At 67.6% G+C, this 17,958-nt stretch carries 17 protein-coding genes; 5 read left to right on the top strand and 12 right to left on the bottom strand.

What is annotated here, in order from left to right; translation table 11 throughout:
• Position 1 precedes the first annotated feature (1 nt).
• The gene (locus ACIP21_RS26900; protein ID WP_400694390.1) at positions 2–1,291 is read right to left on the bottom strand and encodes a CitMHS family transporter; all 1,290 of its coding nucleotides are present in this window, start codon (positions 1,289–1,291) and stop codon (positions 2–4) included.
• Positions 1,292–1,390: 99 nt separating this feature from the next.
• Here ACIP21_RS26900 and ACIP21_RS26905 point away from each other — a divergent pair, with 99 nt between their 5' ends.
• Entirely contained in the window at positions 1,391–2,269 is an 879-nt protein-coding gene (locus ACIP21_RS26905) for a LysR substrate-binding domain-containing protein (protein WP_400694392.1), read from the top strand.
• 151 nt (positions 2,270–2,420) lie between these two features.
• The gene (locus tag ACIP21_RS26910) at positions 2,421–4,421 is read left to right on the top strand and encodes a U32 family peptidase (RefSeq protein WP_400694394.1); all 2,001 of its coding nucleotides are present in this window, start codon (positions 2,421–2,423) and stop codon (positions 4,419–4,421) included.
• 108 nt (positions 4,422–4,529) lie between these two features.
• Here the strand turns inward: ACIP21_RS26910 and ACIP21_RS26915 are convergent, their stop codons facing one another.
• Together ACIP21_RS26915 and ACIP21_RS26920 are read right to left on the bottom strand one after the other, a co-directional pair.
• Complete coding sequence (locus tag ACIP21_RS26915; protein WP_400694396.1) at positions 4,530–5,924, bottom strand: aspartate aminotransferase family protein; 1,395 nt, start codon at positions 5,922–5,924, stop codon at positions 4,530–4,532.
• An 89-nt stretch (positions 5,925–6,013) separates the two neighbouring features.
• Positions 6,014–6,862, bottom strand: coding sequence for a LuxR C-terminal-related transcriptional regulator (locus ACIP21_RS26920; protein WP_400694398.1), 849 nt, complete (start codon positions 6,860–6,862; stop codon positions 6,014–6,016).
• Positions 6,863–7,107: 245 nt separating this feature from the next.
• Between ACIP21_RS26920 and ACIP21_RS26925 the strand changes: the two genes are divergently transcribed.
• Complete coding sequence (locus ACIP21_RS26925; RefSeq protein WP_400694400.1) at positions 7,108–8,019, top strand: LysR family transcriptional regulator; 912 nt, start codon at positions 7,108–7,110, stop codon at positions 8,017–8,019.
• Between the two features lie 21 nt (positions 8,020–8,040).
• On the opposite strand, the gene madM is transcribed toward ACIP21_RS26925, so the two are convergent.
• From madM to mdcA, 9 genes are read right to left on the bottom strand one after another with little or no spacing between them, the layout of a single operon-like run.
• The gene (gene madM, locus ACIP21_RS26930) at positions 8,041–8,805 is read right to left on the bottom strand and encodes a malonate transporter subunit MadM (protein WP_400694401.1); all 765 of its coding nucleotides are present in this window, start codon (positions 8,803–8,805) and stop codon (positions 8,041–8,043) included.
• A 2-nt stretch (positions 8,806–8,807) separates the two neighbouring features.
• A complete protein-coding gene (gene madL, locus ACIP21_RS26935) occupies positions 8,808–9,230 on the bottom strand; it encodes a malonate transporter subunit MadL (RefSeq protein WP_400694402.1) in 423 nt (140 codons plus the stop codon).
• 60 nt (positions 9,231–9,290) lie between these two features.
• A complete protein-coding gene (gene mdcH / locus ACIP21_RS26940) occupies positions 9,291–10,211 on the bottom strand; it encodes a malonate decarboxylase subunit epsilon (protein ID WP_400694403.1) in 921 nt (306 codons plus the stop codon).
• Positions 10,208–10,822, bottom strand: a complete 615-nt coding sequence (locus tag ACIP21_RS26945; RefSeq protein WP_400694404.1) for a malonate decarboxylase holo-ACP synthase — start codon at positions 10,820–10,822, stop codon at positions 10,208–10,210. The genes mdcH and ACIP21_RS26945 overlap by 4 nt, the downstream gene beginning before the upstream one ends.
• Before the next feature lies 1 nt (position 10,823).
• Positions 10,824–11,615, bottom strand: a complete 792-nt coding sequence (gene mdcE, locus ACIP21_RS26950; protein WP_400694405.1) for a biotin-independent malonate decarboxylase subunit gamma — start codon at positions 11,613–11,615, stop codon at positions 10,824–10,826.
• Positions 11,612–12,460, bottom strand: a complete 849-nt coding sequence (locus ACIP21_RS26955) for a biotin-independent malonate decarboxylase subunit beta (protein WP_400694406.1) — start codon at positions 12,458–12,460, stop codon at positions 11,612–11,614. The genes mdcE and ACIP21_RS26955 overlap by 4 nt, the downstream gene beginning before the upstream one ends.
• A complete protein-coding gene (locus ACIP21_RS26960) occupies positions 12,453–12,752 on the bottom strand; it encodes a malonate decarboxylase subunit delta (protein ID WP_400694408.1) in 300 nt (99 codons plus the stop codon). Before ACIP21_RS26960 ends, ACIP21_RS26955 begins: the two co-directional genes overlap by 8 nt.
• A gap of 1 nt (position 12,753) precedes the next feature.
• Positions 12,754–13,689 (bottom strand): triphosphoribosyl-dephospho-CoA synthase, encoded by a 936-nt coding sequence (locus tag ACIP21_RS26965; RefSeq protein WP_400694409.1) that lies wholly within the window; start codon positions 13,687–13,689, stop codon positions 12,754–12,756.
• On the bottom strand, positions 13,690–15,351 hold the full coding sequence (mdcA, locus tag ACIP21_RS26970; protein WP_400694411.1) for a malonate decarboxylase subunit alpha: 1,662 nt from the start codon (positions 15,349–15,351) through the stop codon (positions 13,690–13,692).
• 363 nt (positions 15,352–15,714) lie between these two features.
• On the opposite strand from mdcA, the gene ACIP21_RS26975 reads away from it, so the two are divergent.
• Positions 15,715–16,779, top strand: a complete 1,065-nt coding sequence (locus tag ACIP21_RS26975; RefSeq protein WP_400694412.1) for an enoyl-CoA hydratase/isomerase family protein — start codon at positions 15,715–15,717, stop codon at positions 16,777–16,779.
• Positions 16,780–16,795: 16 nt separating this feature from the next.
• Positions 16,796–17,947 carry an acyl-CoA dehydrogenase family protein gene (locus ACIP21_RS26980; protein ID WP_400694414.1) on the top strand — a complete coding sequence of 384 codons (1,152 nt, stop codon included), beginning with the start codon at positions 16,796–16,798 and terminating at the stop codon, positions 17,945–17,947.
• Positions 17,948–17,958 lie beyond the last annotated feature (11 nt).

A 17,958-nucleotide genomic window follows, 5' to 3' on the forward strand; every position in this document is an offset into this window, starting at 1 on the left:
GTCAGAAGACTCCCAGTGCCAGCGCGGTCAGGGTCATCAGCACCGACGCGGCGAACAGAAATGGCAAGGTGAAGCGTTGGTGGTCGGCCAGGTCGAGCTTGCACAGGCCTACCAGCAGGAAGGTTGCGGGGGTCAACGGGCTGACCGGGAAGCCCGTGGTGTGCACGCCCAGCAGCGAGGCCTGGGCCACCTGCACCGGGTCCACGCCCAGCGAGCGGCCGACCTCGGCTATCACTGGCATCACCCCGAAGTAGAACGAATCCGGGTCGAACAACAGGCTCAGCGGCATCGACAGGAAGCCCACCAGCGCCGGGATCAGCTTGCCGTGGCCCGGCGGGATCTGCTGCACGGCAACTTCGGCCATGGCCTTGAGCATGCCGGTGCCCTGCATGATGCCGGTGAACACGCCGGCAGCCAGGAGGATGCTGGCCATGGTCAGCGCGGTCTTGGCGTGGGCGTCGATACGCGCGCGCTGCTGGTCGACCCGCGGATAGTTCAGGCACAGCGCGGCCACCGTGCCGAGCATGAACACCACCACCGGGTCGACCCAGCCGGCAATCATCACCGCCATCACCAGCACGGTCAGCAGCAGGTTCGGCCAGAACATCCGTGGCCGGCGCAGGGTCTGCTCCTCGTCCGTGAGCACGCGCTGGGGCGCGGCGATGTCGCTGCCGGCCAGCAGGCCCAGGCGTTTTTCCTCACGCCGGCCCAGCCACCAGGCGCAAGCGAAGACGAACGCCAGGCCCATCAGCTGTACCGGGATCAACGGCTGGAACAGGTCGGCCACCGGCACATGCAGGGCGGCTGAGGAACGCAGCACCGGCCCGGTCCAGGGCAGGAAATTGACCCCGGCGGCCATCGCTGCCACGCAGGCCAGCACCCGCCGGTCGATGCCCAGGCGCGTGTACAGCGGCAGCATCGCCGGCACCGTGACCAGGAAGGTCACCGCGCCCGAGCCGTCCAGGTGCACCAGCAAGGCCAGCAAGGCGGTGCCGCAGACGATGCGGGTCGGTCGCGTGCCAACGGCGCGCAGGATGCGGTCGATGATCGGGTCGAGCATGCCGGCATCGGTCATCACCCCGAAGAACAGGATGGCGAAGATGAACATGCCCACCACCGGGGCGACGTTCTTGATCCCGATGAGGATGAAGCCGCTGGTTTGCAGGCCGAAACCGGCCAGCAGTGCGGCCGCGACGGGAAAGGCGATCAGCGCCACGAGGGGCGAGATGCGCTTGCTCATCACCGCGACGAGCAGGGACAGGATGGTAATGACGCCGTAGAGGGCGAGCATGGGAGACTCCGGCTTGTTTTTGTTGTTGCCCCGAGTATCGGGATGGGCCGGCATGCGTGTAAATTGCAATTTAACGCCAGGCACATTCGAAAAAACAAAATGAAGAATGCTCTGCAGCACATCCGTGCCTTCCTCACGGTCGCCCAGCGCGGCAACTTCGCCCGCGCCGCCGACGACCTGCACTTGTCGCCCTCGGCGCTGACCGTGCAGATTCGCCAGCTCGAAGGCTGGCTCGGGGTCGCCCTGCTCGAACGCAGCCCGCGCCATGTGGCGCTGACCGCTGCCGGGCGCGAGGCGTTGCCGGCGATGGAGAAACTGCTGCTGGACCTGGGCAACATCGTCAGTGCCAGCCAGGACCTGGCGGCGATACGCCGCGGCGTGGTGACCGTGGCCGCCCTGCCCTCGCTGTGTGCCGGCGCCCTGCCCGAGCGGCTGGCGGTGTTTCGCCGCGACTACCCCGGCATCGAGGTGCGCCTGCGTGACCTGGTGGCCGAGCGCATCATCGAGCGGGTACGCGATGGCGATGTCGACTTCGGCCTGGGCGTGCGTGCCGGGTTGGGCCATGGGCTGGAATTCGCGCCGCTGTTGCATGATCGTCTGTGCCTGTTCCTGCCCACCGACCACCCGCTGGCCAGTGGCGACCTGCACCTGGCTTGCCTGGACGAGCAACCGATGATCCTGACCGGGCGCGACAGCAGCGTGCGGGCGCAGATCGAGCAGGTGTTCCGCGAGCGCGGGCTGAGACTGCGGGCGGCGATGGAGGCCAACTACATGTCCACGGTGCTGGCACTGGTGCGTAATGGCTTGGGGATTGCCCTGCTGCCGGAGTCGGCGGATGACGGCGAGCGGCGGCTGGTGCGCCGGCAGCTGGATGAACCGGGGCTGGAGCGGGAGCTGGGGGTAATTACCCGCGGCGAATGCAGCCTGTCGCCGGCGGCTGAACGGTTGGTGGAGTGCCTGAAAGGCATCAGCCTTTGAAGCCCGCGAACACAGCGCCGTACCTGTGGGAGCGGGTTTACCCGCGAAGAGGCCGGCACAGGCCATGCACCTCTGGGCACCCGATGATGCCACCCGCCCCATTCCCCGCTACAATGCCGCCCTAACCGTGACAGCCCGAACCTATAACGACATGTCCCTTCCAAAGAATCACCTGGAACTGCTCAGCCCTGCCCGTGACGTGGCCATCGCCCGCGAGGCGATCCTGCACGGCGCTGATGCCATCTACATCGGCGGCCCGAGCTTCGGCGCGCGGCACAACGCCTGCAACGAAGTCGGCGAGATCGCCGAGCTGGTCGAGTTCGCCCGCCGCTACCATGCCCGGGTGTTCACCACCATCAACACCATCCTCCACGACAACGAGCTGGAACCGGCACGCAAGCTGATCCACCAGCTCTACGACGCCGGCGTCGACGCGCTGATCGTGCAGGACCTGGGGGTGATGGAGCTGGATATCCCACCGATCGAGCTGCACGCCAGCACCCAGACCGACATCCGTACCCTGGAGCGGGCCAAGTTCCTCGACCAGGCCGGTTTCTCCCAGCTGGTGCTGGCCCGTGAGCTGAACCTGCAGCAGATCCGCGCCATCGCCGCCGAAACCGACGCGGCCATCGAGTTCTTCATCCACGGCGCGCTGTGCGTGGCCTTCTCCGGCCAGTGCAACATCTCCCACGCCCAGACCGGGCGCAGCGCCAACCGCGGCGACTGCTCCCAGGCCTGCCGCCTGCCGTACACCCTCAAGGACGACCAGGGCCGCGTGGTGGCGTTCGAGAAGCACCTGCTGTCGATGAAGGACAACAACCAGACCGCCAACCTGGCGGACCTGGTCGATGCCGGCGTGCGCTCGTTCAAGATCGAGGGCCGCTACAAGGACATGGGCTATGTGAAGAACATCACCGCCCACTACCGCAAGGAACTCGACGCCATCCTCGAAGGCCGCCCGGAGCTGGCCCGCGCCTCCAGCGGGCGTACCGAGCACTTCTTCCTGCCCGACCCGGACAAGACCTTCCACCGCGGCAGCACCGACTACTTCGTCACCGATCGCAAGGTGGACATCGGCGCCTTCGACTCGCCGACCTTCACCGGCTTGCCGGTGGGCGTGGTGGAGAAAGTCGGCAAACGCGACATGCAAGTGGTCACCGAAGTGCCGCTGACCAATGGCGACGGCCTCAACGTGCTGGTCAAGCGCGAGGTGGTGGGCTTCCGCGCCAATATCGCCGAGCCGCGTGGCGAGTTCGAGGAAGACGGCCAGAAGCGCTACCGCTACCGCGTCGAGCCCAACGAGATGCCCGAGGGCCTGTACAAGCTGCGCCCGAACCACCCGCTGTCGCGCAACCTCGACCACAACTGGCAACAGGCCCTGCAGCGCACCTCGTCGGAGCGCCGCGTGGGCGTCGAGTGGCACGCGGTGCTGCGCGAACAGCGCCTGATGCTGACCCTCAGCAGCGAAGAAGGCGTCAGCGTGCAGGTGGCGCTGGACGGCCCGTTCGGTGCGGCCAACAAGCCGCAGCAGGCACTGGACCAGCTGCACGACCTGCTTGGCCAGCTGGGCACCACGATGTACCACGCCAACGCCATCGAGCTGGATGCGCCGCAGGCGTACTTCATCCCCAACTCGCAGCTCAAGGCCCTGCGCCGCGAAGCCATCGAGGCACTGACCGAAGCCCGCGTCAAGGCCCACCCGCGCGGCGCGCGCAAGGCCGAGACCACGCCACCGCCGGTGTACCCGGAGTCGCACTTGTCGTTCCTGGCCAACGTGTACAACCAGAAGGCCCGCGACTTCTACCACCGCCACGGCGTGCAGCTGATCGACGCGGCGTACGAAGCCCACGAGGAACACGGCGAAGTGCCGGTGATGATCACCAAGCACTGCCTGCGCTTCTCGTTCAACCTGTGCCCCAAGCAGGCCAAGGGCGTGACCGGCGTGCGCACCAAGGTGGCGCCGATGCAGCTGATCCAGGGTGATGAGGTGCTGACCCTGAAGTTCGACTGCAAGCCGTGCGAGATGCATGTGGTGGGCAAGATGAAGAGCCACATCATCGACCTGCCGACGCCGGGGAGCGCGGTGGCCCAGGTGGTCGGGCACATCAGCCCGGAAGACCTGCTCAAGACCATTCCCCGCGGGCCACATTGATCGTTGGCCTGCTGCGGCCCATTCGCGGGTAAACCCGCTCCCACAGGGACCTTGGTGTCCCTGTAGGAGCGACCCTTGGTCGCGATGGGCCGCAAAGCGGCCCCGCCCCTACAGAATCCCCAACCCGCGCGCAGTCCGGTCCACCGCAATCCGGGTCTTCTCCACCAGCTCATCCAGCTCGCCATGATTGGCCACCAAAGCCGGCGCCATGATCATCCGCCCCAACGTCGAGCGAATGATCACCCCCTCCTCGAACCCATAGGTCCGGCACTGCCACGCCAGGTCATTCTCATTGGCATAGCGCTTGCGGCTGCCCTTGTCCTCGGCAAACTGCAACGCCGCCACCAGACCAGCGCCCTGCACCTGCCCGATCAGCGGATGATTGGCAAACACCTCACGCAGGATGCGCTGCAGATACGGCCCGGTGTCTTCCTTCACCTGGCGCACGATGCCCTCGTCACGCAATGCCTTGAGGTTGGCGATCGCCACCGCCGCCGCCACCGGGTGCCCGGAATAGGTCAGGCCGTGGGCGAACACGCCACCGCGCTCCACCAGCGCCTCGGCGATGCGCTTGCTCAGCACAAGGCCACCCATGGGCACGTAGCCCGAGGTCAGGCCCTTGGCGATCGACAGGGTGTCGGGCTCGAAGCCGAAGTACTCGTGGGCGAACCATTCGCCGGTGCGGCCAAAGCCGCCGATCACTTCGTCGGCGCACAGCAATACGTCGTACTGGCGGCAGATGCGCTGGATTTCCGGCCAGTAGCTTTCCGGCGGGAAGATCATGCCACCCGCGCCCTGGAACGGCTCGGCGATGAAGCCGGCAACGTTCTCGGCCCCCAGTTCGAGGATCTTCGCTTCCAGCTGCAGGGCGCAGCGGCGGCCGAACTCGGCCGGGGTCAGCTCGCCGCCTTCGGCGTACCAGTACGGCTCGTCGATGTGCGCCACATCCGGAATCATCCCGCCCATCTCGTGCATGAACTTCATGCCGCCCAGCGCCGTGGCCGCCAGGGTCGAGCCGTGGTAGCCGTTCCAGCGGCCGATCATGACCTTCTTGTTCGGCTGGCCGACCACCTGCCAGTAGCGGCGCACGGTGCGGATCAGCACCTCGTTGGCCTCGGAACCGGAGTTGGTGTAGATGGCGTGGCTATAGTGGCCCGGCAGCAGGCTGAACAGCAGCTCGGACAGCTCGATCACCGCCGGGTGGGTGGTGTGGAAGAACATGTTGTAGTAGGCCAGCTGGTCCATCTGCGCGGCGGCGGCGGCGGTCAGGTCCTTGCGTCCGTACCCGAGCTGGGTGCACCACAGGCCGGACATGCCGTCCAGGTAGCGCTTGCCGTCGCTGTCCCACAGGTGCAGGCGCTCGCCACCGACCATCACCCGCGGGCCTTCGGCGTTCAGCGCCTTCTGGTCGAGGAAGGCGTGGATGTGGTGGGCGGCGTCGCCGGCCTGGTAGTCACGGGTATCGCGGTGGGCGTGCAACTTGGCTTGGAACGGTGCGTTCATGGTTGTTGTTCTCCAGGGTGAAACGCGGCGTGCAGTTGTCCCTGCCAGACCGCTGACAGTGAAAATCGGGTTGAGCTGAAGCGGTGCGATCAGCGCCTTCGCAGGTAGCTTTCCAGCGGGTCCTTGCTCAGGCCTTCCTGGGCCTGGGCAAGCGAGTCGATGAACAGCGAGAACAGCTCGGCCTGCTTGGCGATGTCGAGCTTGGTGTAGAGGTTCTTGCGGTGGGTCTTCACCGTGTCCTCGCTGATGCCCAGGCGCTCGGCCAGCGAGCGGGTCGAGTGGCCGCGCAGCAGGTACTGGGCGATGCGGCATTCGCGCTCGGTGAGCAGCGAGGAGCCGAAGTTGTTCAGGGCAGCGTTGATCTGCCGGCCCAGGGCACTCTCGAAGCGCCCGCCGAGGGCGTCGACATCCAGATGGCCCCACTGGCGGCGCACGCTGGCCACCACCCAGGGCGCCACGCACTTGAGGTCGCTGACCTGCTGGCGGTCCAGGCGGCGAGTGCTGGCCAGGGCCACGGCGATGGTCAGGTGCTCGTCCAGCGGCACGATGAAGTTGAGCTCATCCTCCAGGTGCGCATGCTGGTAGAACGCCAGGTAGTACTCGCTGCGCTTGAAATGGTCGGGTGCGACATCGCTCAAGCGGTAGCAGCCGGGGGCGATGCCGTCCATGCAGGCGCGGTAGAACGGGCACAGCAGGTAGTAGCCCTCGAGGTACTTGTGGATGTTGCCCTCCGGCAGCCACGGCCCCTCCTCGTCCTTTTCGAACAGCGCCGAGGGCAGGCCCTTGCGCGGGTAGAGGAACACGGTGATGGCCTGGCACGGGGCAATCAGCTTGAGCGCGGCGAACAGCGCCTCGACGAAGGCCGGCGAACCCTGGGCGTCGACGACACGGGCCATCTGCGCGTACCAGTCGGGCGATTTCAGCCGGTCTTTGCTCATTGTCGTGGTCCCATGCCGGGGTTGTCGTGGCCTGGATTCTTGCACGGGTTTACCGGGTGAACCATCACCCTTCCGGGTGATAGGTCGCCTGCACGGGCTTCTTCGCGGGTAAACCCGCTCCCACAGGGATAAGCACTACCCTGAAGGCAACTGAGTTCCTGTGGGAGCGGGTTTACCCGCGAAGAGGCCAGCGCCGGCTTGAGCGCTATGGCATGATCGACGCCACCTTTGTATCAGGGCCGAATATGCTGATCGACGAAGAACTGACCCTGAAAAAGCTGGAAACCTTCCTCGCCTTCATGCGCAGCGGCAACCTCGGCCGCGCCGCTGCCGAGCTGTCGACCAGCGCAGTCAGCGTGCACCGGGCCATCCATTCCCTGGAAAGCGCCCTGCGTTGCCCGCTGTTCAAGCACGAGGGGCGCCAGCTGATCCCGCTGGAAAGCGCCTATGTGCTGGAGAAAAAGGCCCGCCAGCTGATCCAGGATGCCGAACAGATGGTGCGCCAGACCCGCGAAGCGGCGGGCTTCTACGCCGAACGGTTCCGCCTCGGCGCGCTGTACTCGCTGACGGTCAAGACCGTGCCGAAGCTGGTCATGGGCCTGAAACTGCGGCGCAGCGAGCTGAACATCGACCTGACCCTGGGCTCGAACGTCGACCTGCTGCAGCGGCTGAAGAACCACGAGCTGGAAGCGATCCTGGTGGCGCTGGACGAAAGCGTGGCCGACCCGGCCTGCGAGCAGCTGGCGCTGTTCTCCGACGATATCTTCCTCGCCGTGCCCACCGACTCGCCGTTCGCCGGCCAGCAGGAAGTGGACCTGGCGGACCTGGCCGACTCGACCTTCATCACCCTGACCCAGGGCTTCGCCACCCACCGCGATGGTGCGCAGGTGTTCCAGCAGGCGGGGTTCGAGCCGAAGGTGGCGATGCAGGTGAACGATATCTTCACGCTGCTGAGCATGGTCAGTTCGGGGGTGGGCTTCGCCCTGCTGCCGGGGCGGATCGCGGCGGTGTACGAGAACCGCGTGAAGCTGATTGCGCTGCAACCGCGCTACCGGCTGCAGCAGCATATCGGCGTGGTGTTTCTCAAGGCTCGGGAGCGGGAGCCGAACCTGCTGGCGTTGCTGGCTGAATGCAGGATGTACAGCCGGGAAATCTAAGCTGGGGCATTCGCGGCGGTACTAGCCGACCAATCCTCTGACACAGAAATACAAGATGGAAGGTCCCATCAAACAGCCCAATCCGGTATGGAAGGTCGCTGTTAACGCCCCATACGGCACCAACCGCCGATCCGTCGCCGCCAACCCGGCCGTCACACCCGAAACCGTCCCGGCCAACCCGCCAAACACCATCGCCGAGCGCGGGTTGTCCAACGCCAGCAAGCGCGCCGACACCGGGGTGAACACCATCACCAGGATCGCCTTGATCAACCCCGTGGCAATCGACAGCGCGACCACGTCCGAGCTCGCCCCCAGCGCCGCACCGGTCACCGGCCCGACGATGTAGGTCACCGCCCCGGCGCCAATGGTGGTCATGCTCACCGCATCACGGTAGCCGAAGGCATAGGCCACCGCGCAGCCGACGATGAACGGCAGCACCGTGCCCAGCAGCAGCGCCAGCGCACCGATCAGCCCGGCCTTGCGCGCTTCGGTGGCCTGCACCTCGAACGCCGTGGCGACGATGGCGAAGTCACGCAGCATCGCGCCCCCCATCAGGCCGATGCCTGAGAACAGCGCCATGTCGGCCAGGCCCTTCTGCCCACCCGTCACGGTACCACCGACCCAGGCCAGCACCAGGCCGATGACGATGGCGATCGCCGAGCCATGCACGCGGCCGAAGGTCAGGTACTTCGAGAGCATGACCGATAGCCACATGATCCCGCCGACCACCGCGAAGGCGGTGATCAGGCCATTGTGTTCCAGCGCATTGTCAATGATCGGCCACATGCTCAACGCCCTCCCGCAGGGGCAACCTGCGCATCGCTGACGGCAGGCGCCTCGAGCGCCGGCAAGGGTTCGCCGCGATGGCTGCGGCTGATCACCGCGATGGTCAGCCCGCACACCAGCACCGCGCCGACCGCGGCAATCACCGCCACCGGCCCGCCATGCAGGGCGGTGACCACATTCTGCTGGGCGGCCATGGCCACCACCACCGGGATGTACATCGCGCCCCAGAAACCGACGCCGAACTCGCACTCCTTGCTCATGCCGCCATTGCGGTGCATGTACAGGCGTGCGCAGATCAGCAGGATCATGGCGATGCCGACCCCGCCCACATTGGATTTGACGCCCAGCAGCACGCCCAGGAAGTCGCCGACGATAACGCCGGCCAGCGTGCATACCGCCAGCAGAGCCACACCATAGATGATCATTGTTGTTGTCCTCAGCTTGAGTCGAAGTTGCTTGTTGTTGTTCTTCGAGTTGCCGCGCGCTCATCGGTTGTCGGCCACCTCCTGGCGCAACAGCGCGTCGACGGTGTCCCAGCGGGTCCCTTCCAGGGCCAGTACCCGGCCGTGTTCGAACACCGGGCGGGCCAGGCCGCCGAGCACGCTGCCCGGCGGCATTTCCAGGTGCAGGCGCACACCGCGCTCGTAGGCGTTGCGCAACGTAGCACGCCAGTCGACTACCCGTGCCATGTTGCCGGCCAGGTCGTCGCGCAGGCGTTGTGGATCGTGGATCGGCCTTGCGCTGCTGCCGCTCAGGTAGGTGATGCGCGGGAGCTGCAGTTCGATGCCGGCGAAGGCACTTGCCAGCTCGGCGGCCGGGCCGTCGAGCAAGCTGCAGTGGGACGGCACGCTCACCGCCAGGCGCCGGGCCACGCCCTGGCCGCGGTTGCGGGCCCGGGCGGCGACCTCGGCCATGGCCGCGTCGCTGCCGGCGATGACGGTCTGCTGGTCGCTGTTGAGGTTGGCCAGGTACACCTCGCCGCCGACCTCGGCCAACAGCTGCTCGACGCTGCTCACCTCCAGGCCGCTGATGGCCGTCATGCCGTAGCCTTGCGGGTAGGCACGCTGCATCAGCTCGCCGCGCAAGGCCACCAGGCGCACCGCATCGGCAAAGCCCAGCGCGCCGGCGCTGACGGCGGCGGGATAGGCGCCGATCGACAGGCCCGCCACATAGTCGGGGGCGGGGCTGCGTTGCAGCAGCCAACGCGCCCAGGCCACCCCGGCGAGCAACAGGCACAGCTGCACGGCACGGGTCGACTGCAAGGCGTGCGCCGTGTCCAGGGCCAGCACCTGTTCACCCAGCACATCGCTGGCTTGCTCCAGCAGCGCCGCAGAACCTTCAGGCAGGCGCTGCAACATGCCTGGCTGCTGGGCGCCCTGCCCCGGGAAGGCGAACAGGCAGCTCACGCGGCACGCTCCAGGGCGGCCCAAGGGTCGGCCACCAGGCGCGCGCCAAGGGCAGACTTGAGCAGCACGCGCCGGGCCATGCCGGCCCATTCACGCAAGGCGATGGCGCCGGCCGGGGTTTGCAGTTGCACATCGATGCGGCATGGGCCGCAGTCGAGGATGTCCAGCAGTTCGCGGGCCTTGGCGCGGGCCATGAACTGCGGCGCACGGACCAGCAGATCCAGGTCGCTGGCCGCATGCACCACCTCGCAGCCGCTCGCCAGCTGGTAGCCCACGCCGCCGGTCGGCCCCCAGACCAGGCCACAGGCATCCAGCACCGGCGCCACCGAGGCCAGCGCCCGCAGTGCCGGCCAAGGGCTCTCGCCCTGCCAGCGCAACGCCTCGGGCGCCTGTCGCCGCTGCGCATCGGCCAGGCGCATCTGCGCGGCAAAACGCTGCTCCCGCCCCTGCCCGCGCACCCCGACCGCCACCCGGCCGGCGGCGCAGGCGGCGCGGCGCACCACCACGGGTTGGCCGGCGGCCAGTACCTGCCAGGCCCACGCTGGGGCATCGGCAGGCAACTCGCCCGGGGCCATGCCCCACAGCAGGTCATGCGGCTGCGGCTGGTTCATCTCAAGCCTCCTGCCACTGGCTGCGCAGGCGCGCCCGCACCTCGCGGGAGGCGCTGCGGTGCTCGCCGGCCAAGCGCGAAGACAAGTCCGTCGACCTGCCGATATCGCGCACGGCCTCGGCGAGGCAGGCCCGCACCTGCGCCAGGTCGGCGGCACTCGGCGCATCAGCGCTCTCCACGCTCAGACGGCGCCACAGCAACCCCAGCGAGGCATAGCTGGCGAGGTCATAGGCCATCGGCGGCACCTCGGCAGCCAGGGCCTCCAGTTGCTCGACGCTGCGCAGGGTGATGCGCGCCGCTGCCGCCTTGCCCATGGCGTGCACCAGCACCCCGCTGTCGTCCAGGGCGATCAGCCGCTGCGCCTGGTAGCCGTGGGCCAGGAAGGCGCCGGACATGGCCTTGCCCACCAGCAGGCCGATTACCGGGTGGCCGGCCAGTCGCGCCTGGGCATAGGCCTGCACCGCGCCGGCCAGGGCCTGGTGGATGCCCAGGGCTTCCTCGCGGCGGCCATAGGCCTGGCTGGGTACATCGATGACCGCGATGATGGCGCGCTTCTCACCCTCGCGGTCCAGCGCGATCGCCTCGCTGACGGCCTTGGCCAGGCCCCAGCCTTCGAGCAGCCCGACTTCGCCGTCTCGGGCCCGGGGAAACGGGTTGTCGGCGTCCGGCACCACCGCGATGAAGCGCGCCAGGCGGTTGTCCAGTTCAGCATCGACCACCCGCAGCGAAGCGGGGTAGCCCGCCTGGGGTTCACCACCGGAAAGGCCCGGCAGCCAGTTCAGGGCACGGTTCATGGGGCATCTCCTTGGTAGAGGGCACGCACGGCGGCGGCGTCAAGTTGCGCGCAATCGGCGCCCAGGCTGGCCAGGCGTTCCAGGTACCAGGCGTGGCGCCCGGCGCGGTTGGCCGCCGGGGCATCCAGCAGTTGCAGCAATTGCTGGCGGACACTGTCGACGTCGTCGGCCACATAGCCGTCCACCAGGCCGCTGGCATAGCGCTGCTCGCCACCGGTCAGGCTCCAGATGAACGGGCGATCCTTGGCGTCGTACTCGGCGATGCCGGCTTCCTGCTCGATCACCTGCGGGCCGTTGAGGCCCAGGCGCGCTTCGCGGGTCACCAGCAGGTGGCTGCACAGCCCCGCGGCGATGGACATGCCGCCGAAGCAGCCGACCGAACCTGCGATCAGCCCGACGACGGGCTGATGGGCGCGCAGTTCGACGATGGCCGCCTGGATTTCGGCGATGGCCGCCAGGCCAAGGTTGGCCTCCTGCAAGCGCACCCCGCCGGTTTCCAGCAGCAGTACGGCGCAGGTGGGGATGCCGTTGCGATTGTCTTCGATGGCAAGCTCCAGGGCGCCGGCGATCTTGGCGCCGCCCACCTCGCCCATGCTGCCGCCCTGGAAGGCGCCTTCGATGGCGGCGATCACGGCGTTGCGCCCGCCCAGCAGGCCTTTGGCGATGACCACACCGTCATCGGCCTGGGGCACGATGCCCTGGCGCGGCAGCCACGGCGACATCAGCCGGTCGAACGGGCCGAGCAGTTCGCGGAAACTGCCGGGGTCGAGCATGGCGCGGGCGCGCTGGCGGGCGCCGAGCTCGACGAAGCTGCGGCTTTGCAGCAGGCGTGCGGTGTCAGTCATGGCCGATCTCCTCGAAACCTTGCTCCAGGCGCAGGCGCACCACGCCGGGGGTGGCGCCGAAGTCGTGAATGTCGATCTTCAGCGCCGGCAGCGTGCGGCCGTCGAACAGGCGCTGGAACAGCTGGTTCCAGCGCGCGCTGCTGCCGTTGACCGAGGTGATCACCTGGATCTCCAACTGGCCGGCGTTGCCGGGCTCGATCAGCACTTCGAGGTCGCCGGAGCTGACGCAGCCGACCAGGGTGCGGCTGCGGCCGGGCTCGGCGGCGGGGAATTGAAAGGTCAGGGTTTCCATGTCACAGGCTCCCGGCTTTGTCGAGGAACAGGCAGGCGGCCAGCAGGTCGGCGGCACCGCCCGGTGAGGCGTTGAGTTGCAGGAGTTGCTGATCCAGTTCGCGCAGTTGGCGACGGCCATCGAGGGTGGCGCTGCCGCCGGCCTCCAGTACTGCGCGGGCGCCGGCTTGCAGGGTTTGCAGGCCCTGTGGGCCGGCGCGCCAGAGCACGCAGGTGTCGCTGAGTGCGCTCATGATCGCCAGCAACGCATCCAGGCGGGCATGGGCTTCGCTGGCGCCGTGGGCTCGGCTGCGGCGCAGTTGCGGCAGGCCGTTTTCGAGTACGACGGGGAAACCTTGCTGGGCCTGTTCGCGGGCACCGCTGACTCCGTAGCGGCGGCGGACCTGGCTGCCGTGGCTGTCCTGGGCAGGCGCTGCAGGGTCGTCGATCAGGGCGATGCGGCCGGCGCGGGCGGCCACGGTTTGCACGCTGGCCTGGGGATCCAGCGCTTGCGCCGCGACCAGCAGACCGAGCGCCCAGATCGCGCCGCGGTGAGTGTTGATGCCGCCGGTGGTGGCGAGCATGGCCTGTTCGCCCTCGCGGCCGAGGCGGCCCAGGTCGGCGCGCAGGGGTTGACCGATCTGGCCATGGTGGACGGCGGATGCAGCCATCTGGCGCAGGCAGGGCCACAGGGCCAGGGCCGAGGCATGCATCAGGGCCAGGGTCATGTCGCTGTGGGCGCCGCTGCTGCGGCGGTCGACCAGGCCGGGTTTGGGGGACAGGTCGGCTTCGTCGATCAGGGCTTCGACGGCCAGGTCGGCCAAGTGGTCAGGCAGGGACAGCTCGGTTGGCTTCTTCGCGGGTAAACCCGCTCCCACAGGGATGGGTACAGCAGTGTATCTGTGGGAGCGGGCTTGCCCGCGAAGAGGCAGTTGCGGTGCCACGTCGTGTGCATTCATTTACCAGCTCCTGAAGCGTGCGGGCGGGTTGTAGAGGCCGCCGGACCAGTCGACCAGGTCGGCGATGCTGCGCGCGGCGAGCAGCTCGCGGCTGGCGTCGGTGCGGCGGATGCCAAGGTCTTCGGGCAAGGCGATCAGGCCCTGCTGACGCAGGCGCAGGGTGTCCTTGGGGTCGTGGCGCAGGCCGATGGCGGTGACCCCGGCCACGGCGGCGATCATCTGCTGGCGCTGCTCCAGGCTGCGGGCCTTGTACAGGTAGGCGATGCCCTCTTCGGTCAGCAGGTGGGTGACGTCGTCGCCATAGATCATCACCGGTGCCAGCGGCATGCCAGCCTTCTTCGCCACCTCGACCGCGTCGAGGGTTTCGACGAAGGTGGGCTTGCCGCCTTCCTGGTAGGTCTCGACCATCTGCACCACCAGCTTGCGACCGCGTTCGAGCAACGTGTCGGGCACGGTCATGTCGAGCCAGGCCGGGGTTGCGTGGCGCCGCCCGCGGGGGTCGTGGCCCATGTTCGGCGCGCCGCCGAAGCCCGTCAGGCGGCCGCGGGTGACGGTCGAGGAATGGCCGTCGCCATCGACCTGCAAGGTGGCGCCGATGAACAGGTCGACCGCGTACTGCCCGGCCAGCTGGCACATCATGCGGTTGGAGCGCAGCGAGCCGTCGCGGCCGGTGAAGAACACGTCCGGGCGCTGGGCGATATAGCCTTCCATGCCCAGTTCGGTGCCGAAGCAGTGCACGCTCTCGACCCAGCCGGTCTCGATCGCCGGGATCAGCGTCGGGTGCGGGTTGAGGGTCCAGTTGCGGCAGATCTTGCCCTTGAGCCCCAGCGACTCGCCGTAGGTGGGCAGGATCAGTTCGATGGCGGCGGTGTTGAAGCCGATGCCGTGGTTCAGCGACTGCACCTGGTGCTTCTCGTAGATGCCGCGGATCGCCATCATCGCCATCAACACGTGTACCGGTTTGATATGGCGCGGGTCGCGGGTGAACAGCGGCTCGATGTAGAACGGCTGGTCGGCGACCACCACGAAGTCGACCCAGGACGCCGGAATGTCGACCCGTGGCAGGTCGTCGACGCGGTCCACCAGCTGGTTGACCTGGGCAATCACCAGGCCATCGCTGAACGCGGCCGGCTCCACCAGCGCCGGGGTGTCTTCGGTGCTGGGACCGGTGTACAGGTTGCCGTCGCGGTCGGCCATGAAGCCGGCGACCAGGGTGACATTCGGGATCAGGTCGACCAGCAGCCGCGAGTACAGCTCGATGTAGGTGTGGATGGCGCCGACTTCGAGCAGGCCGTCCTCCAGCAGCTGGCCGATGCGCAGGCTCTGCGGGCCGGCGAAGGAGAAGTCGAGCTTGCGCGCGATGCCGCGCTCGAACAGGTCCAGGTGCTCGGCGCGACTGACGCTGGGCATGATCATGTGCAGGTCGTGCAGGCGTTCGGGGTCGGCCTTGGCCAGGGAACGGGAGAGGAAGTCGGCCTGCTTCTGGTTGTTGCCTTCGAGCACCACCCGGTCGCCGGGGGCGATCAGCAGTTCCAGGGCCTCGACGATGCGCTCGGTGGGCAGCACCACGCCATCGGCCAGGTGGCGGACACGCTCCAGGCGGCGCTGTTTCTCGGCGCGCCGCCTGGACCACTGCGGCGGTGGATTGTTCGTTGTTGTCATGGGGTGACTCCACGGGTTCGCTGTCGTGGGGGCACATTAGGCCGGGCGGGATTGGGGGATCAATCAAGCTGGGGCGTTGATCATTACGATCAGGTTAACGATCGAGGTTTTCGCCGCTGGCCTCTTCGCGGGTAAACCCGCTCCCACAGGGTCAGGCGTCAATCTTGAGGCAGGTGCATTACCTGTGGGAGCGGGTTCACCCGCGAAGAGGCCCTCGAGCTTTACATCGCGCCTGGCAAAAACGCACGATCCCCCTGCAGATTTGTCCATTGTGCGAGACAAATCCGCATGCCAGGATCCAGCGATCCTCCAGCGCACACCAGGCTTCACTTGGAAAATCAATAACAAAGCAGGGAGAACGCGATGACCGCGCACGCTCACGCAACGGCCCATGTACTGGCCGAAGTCCGCAACCAGATTGGCCACCTCACCCTCAACCGCCCCGCCGGCCTCAACGCCCTGACCCTGGACATGGTACGCAGCCTGCGCCAGCACTTCGATCAGTGGGCCGAAGACCCGCAGGTGCAGGCGGTGGTGCTGCGCGGCGAAGGCCCCAAGGGCTTCTGCGCCGGCGGCGACATCCGCTCGCTGCACGACAGCTACAAGGCGGGCGAAAAACTGCATGTAGACTTTTTCGCCGAGGAGTACGCCCTCGACCTGGTCATCCACCACTACCGCAAGCCGGTGCTGGTGCTGATGGACGGTTTCACCCTCGGCGGCGGCATGGGCCTGGCCCAGGGCTGCGACCTGCGCATCGTCACCGAGCGCAGCCGCCTGGGCATGCCCGAGGTCGCCATCGGCTACTTCCCGGATGTCGGCGGCAGCTACTTCCTGTCGCGCATCCCTGGCGAAATCGGCACCTACCTGGGCGTCAGCGGCACCCAGATACAGGCCGCCGACGCACTGTATTGCGGGCTGGCCGACTGGTACCTGGCCAGCGACAAGCTCGCGGCCCTGGATGACGGCCTCGACCGCCTGCACTTGGGCGACACCCCGCTCAAGGATCTGCAGAACCTGCTGGCCCGCCTCGGCAGCCAGACGCTGGACGATGCGCCGCTGGAAAAACTGCGCCCGGTCATCGACCACTTCTTCGCCCAGCCTGACCTGGCGGCAATCATCGAACAGCTGCGCGCCGTTAGCATCGGCGACAGCCACCCCTGGGCCGTAGCCACCGCCGACCAGCTGGAAAGCCGCTCGCCGCTGGCCATGGCGGTTACCCTGGAGATGCTGCGCCGCGGCCGCCACCTGGCCCTGGAAGACTGCTTCGCCATGGAACTGCACCTGGATCGCCAGTGGTTCCAGTACGGCGACATCATCGAGGGCGTGCGCGCCCTGATCATCGACAAGGACAAGCAGCCGCGCTGGAACCCGCCGACCCTGGCGGGGCTGGCGCGCGAGCGGGTCGAGCAATTCTTCGAAGGCCTGTGAGCCGGGGAGTACACAGATGCAAGACGTGGAACTGAGCGAAGAGCAGATCATGATCCGCGACATGGCCCGGGACTTTGCCCGTGGCGAGATCGCACCCCATGCCCAGGCCTGGGAAAAGGCCGGCTGGATCGACGATGGCGTGGTGCGCAAGATGGGCGAACTGGGCCTGCTCGGCATGGTCGTGCCCGAGGACTTCGGCGGCAGCTACACCGATTACGTGGCCTATGCCCTGGCCGTCGAGGAAATCGCCGCCGGCTGCGGCGCCACCGGGGCGATGATGAGCATCCACAACTCGGTCGGCTGCGGCCCCCTGCTCGCCTACGGCACGCCCGAGCAGCAACAGGCCTGGCTGCCGCGCCTGGCCAGCGGCGAAGTGATCGGCTGCTTCTGCCTGACCGAGCCCCAGGCCGGCTCCGAAGCGCACAACCTGCGTACCCGCGCCGAGCTCATCGATGGCCAGTGGGTGATCAACGGCGCCAAGCAGTTCGTCAGCAATGCCCGCCGCGCGGGCCTGGCGATCGTGTTCGCGGTGACCGACCCGGACCTGGGCAAGAGAGGCCTGTCGGCCTTCCTGGTGCCGACCGACAACCCGGGCTTCAAGGTCGACCGCAGCGAGCACAAGATGGGCATCCGCGCCTCCGACACCTGCGCGGTGACCTTCGACAACTGCCGCATCCCGGCAGCCAATCTCCTCGGCGAGCGCGGCAAGGGCCTGGCCATCGCCCTGTCCAACCTCGAAGGCGGGCGTATCGGCATTGCCGCCCAGGCCCTGGGTATCGCCCGCGCCGCGTTCGAGGCGGCGCTGGGGTATTCGCGAGAGCGCATCCAGTTCGGCAAGCCGATCAACGAACACCAGAGCATCGCCAACCTGCTGGCCGACATGCAGGTGCAGGTCAATGCCGCACGCTTGCTGATCCTGCATGCCGCGCGCCTGCGCACGGCGGGCAAGCCGTGCCTGTCGGAGGCGTCCCAGGCCAAGCTGTTCGCCTCGGAAATGGCCGAGCGGGTGTGCTCGATGGCGATCCAGGTGCATGGCGGTTATGGCTACCTGGAGGACTATCCCGTCGAGCGCCATTACCGCGATGCGCGCATCACCCAGATCTACGAGGGCTCGAGCGAGATCCAGCGCATGCTGATCGCCCGCGAGCTCAAGCACTACCCGCTGTAGGAGCGAGGTAG

Origin of the sequence: Pseudomonas sp. NPDC089401 (assembly GCF_044749485.1) — a bacterium.
Classification (GTDB): Bacteria; Pseudomonadota; Gammaproteobacteria; order Pseudomonadales; family Pseudomonadaceae; genus Aquipseudomonas.

What these genes read in the sequence shown, in the direction of transcription:
- ACIP21_RS26900 (WP_400694390.1), bottom strand. Translation starts at nt 1,291, where the DNA reads ATGCTCGCCCTCTACGGCGTCATTACCATCCTGTCCCTGCTCGTCGCG.
- ACIP21_RS26905 (WP_400694392.1), top strand. Translation starts at nt 1,391, where the DNA reads ATGAAGAATGCTCTGCAGCACATCCGTGCCTTCCTCACGGTCGCCCAG.
- ACIP21_RS26910 (WP_400694394.1), top strand. Translation starts at nt 2,421, where the DNA reads ATGTCCCTTCCAAAGAATCACCTGGAACTGCTCAGCCCTGCCCGTGAC.
- ACIP21_RS26915 (WP_400694396.1), bottom strand. Translation starts at nt 5,924, where the DNA reads ATGAACGCACCGTTCCAAGCCAAGTTGCACGCCCACCGCGATACCCGT.
- ACIP21_RS26920 (WP_400694398.1), bottom strand. Translation starts at nt 6,862, where the DNA reads ATGAGCAAAGACCGGCTGAAATCGCCCGACTGGTACGCGCAGATGGCC.
- ACIP21_RS26925 (WP_400694400.1), top strand. Translation starts at nt 7,108, where the DNA reads ATGCTGATCGACGAAGAACTGACCCTGAAAAAGCTGGAAACCTTCCTC.
- madM (WP_400694401.1), bottom strand. Translation starts at nt 8,805, where the DNA reads ATGTGGCCGATCATTGACAATGCGCTGGAACACAATGGCCTGATCACC.
- madL (WP_400694402.1), bottom strand. Translation starts at nt 9,230, where the DNA reads ATGATCATCTATGGTGTGGCTCTGCTGGCGGTATGCACGCTGGCCGGC.
- ACIP21_RS26945 (WP_400694404.1), bottom strand. Translation starts at nt 10,822, where the DNA reads ATGAACCAGCCGCAGCCGCATGACCTGCTGTGGGGCATGGCCCCGGGC.
- mdcE (WP_400694405.1), bottom strand. Translation starts at nt 11,615, where the DNA reads ATGAACCGTGCCCTGAACTGGCTGCCGGGCCTTTCCGGTGGTGAACCC.
- ACIP21_RS26955 (WP_400694406.1), bottom strand. Translation starts at nt 12,460, where the DNA reads ATGACTGACACCGCACGCCTGCTGCAAAGCCGCAGCTTCGTCGAGCTC.
- ACIP21_RS26960 (WP_400694408.1), bottom strand. Translation starts at nt 12,752, where the DNA reads ATGGAAACCCTGACCTTTCAATTCCCCGCCGCCGAGCCCGGCCGCAGC.
- ACIP21_RS26965 (WP_400694409.1), bottom strand. Translation starts at nt 13,689, where the DNA reads ATGAATGCACACGACGTGGCACCGCAACTGCCTCTTCGCGGGCAAGCC.
- mdcA (WP_400694411.1), bottom strand. Translation starts at nt 15,351, where the DNA reads ATGACAACAACGAACAATCCACCGCCGCAGTGGTCCAGGCGGCGCGCC.
- ACIP21_RS26975 (WP_400694412.1), top strand. Translation starts at nt 15,715, where the DNA reads ATGACCGCGCACGCTCACGCAACGGCCCATGTACTGGCCGAAGTCCGC.
- ACIP21_RS26980 (WP_400694414.1), top strand. Translation starts at nt 16,796, where the DNA reads ATGCAAGACGTGGAACTGAGCGAAGAGCAGATCATGATCCGCGACATG.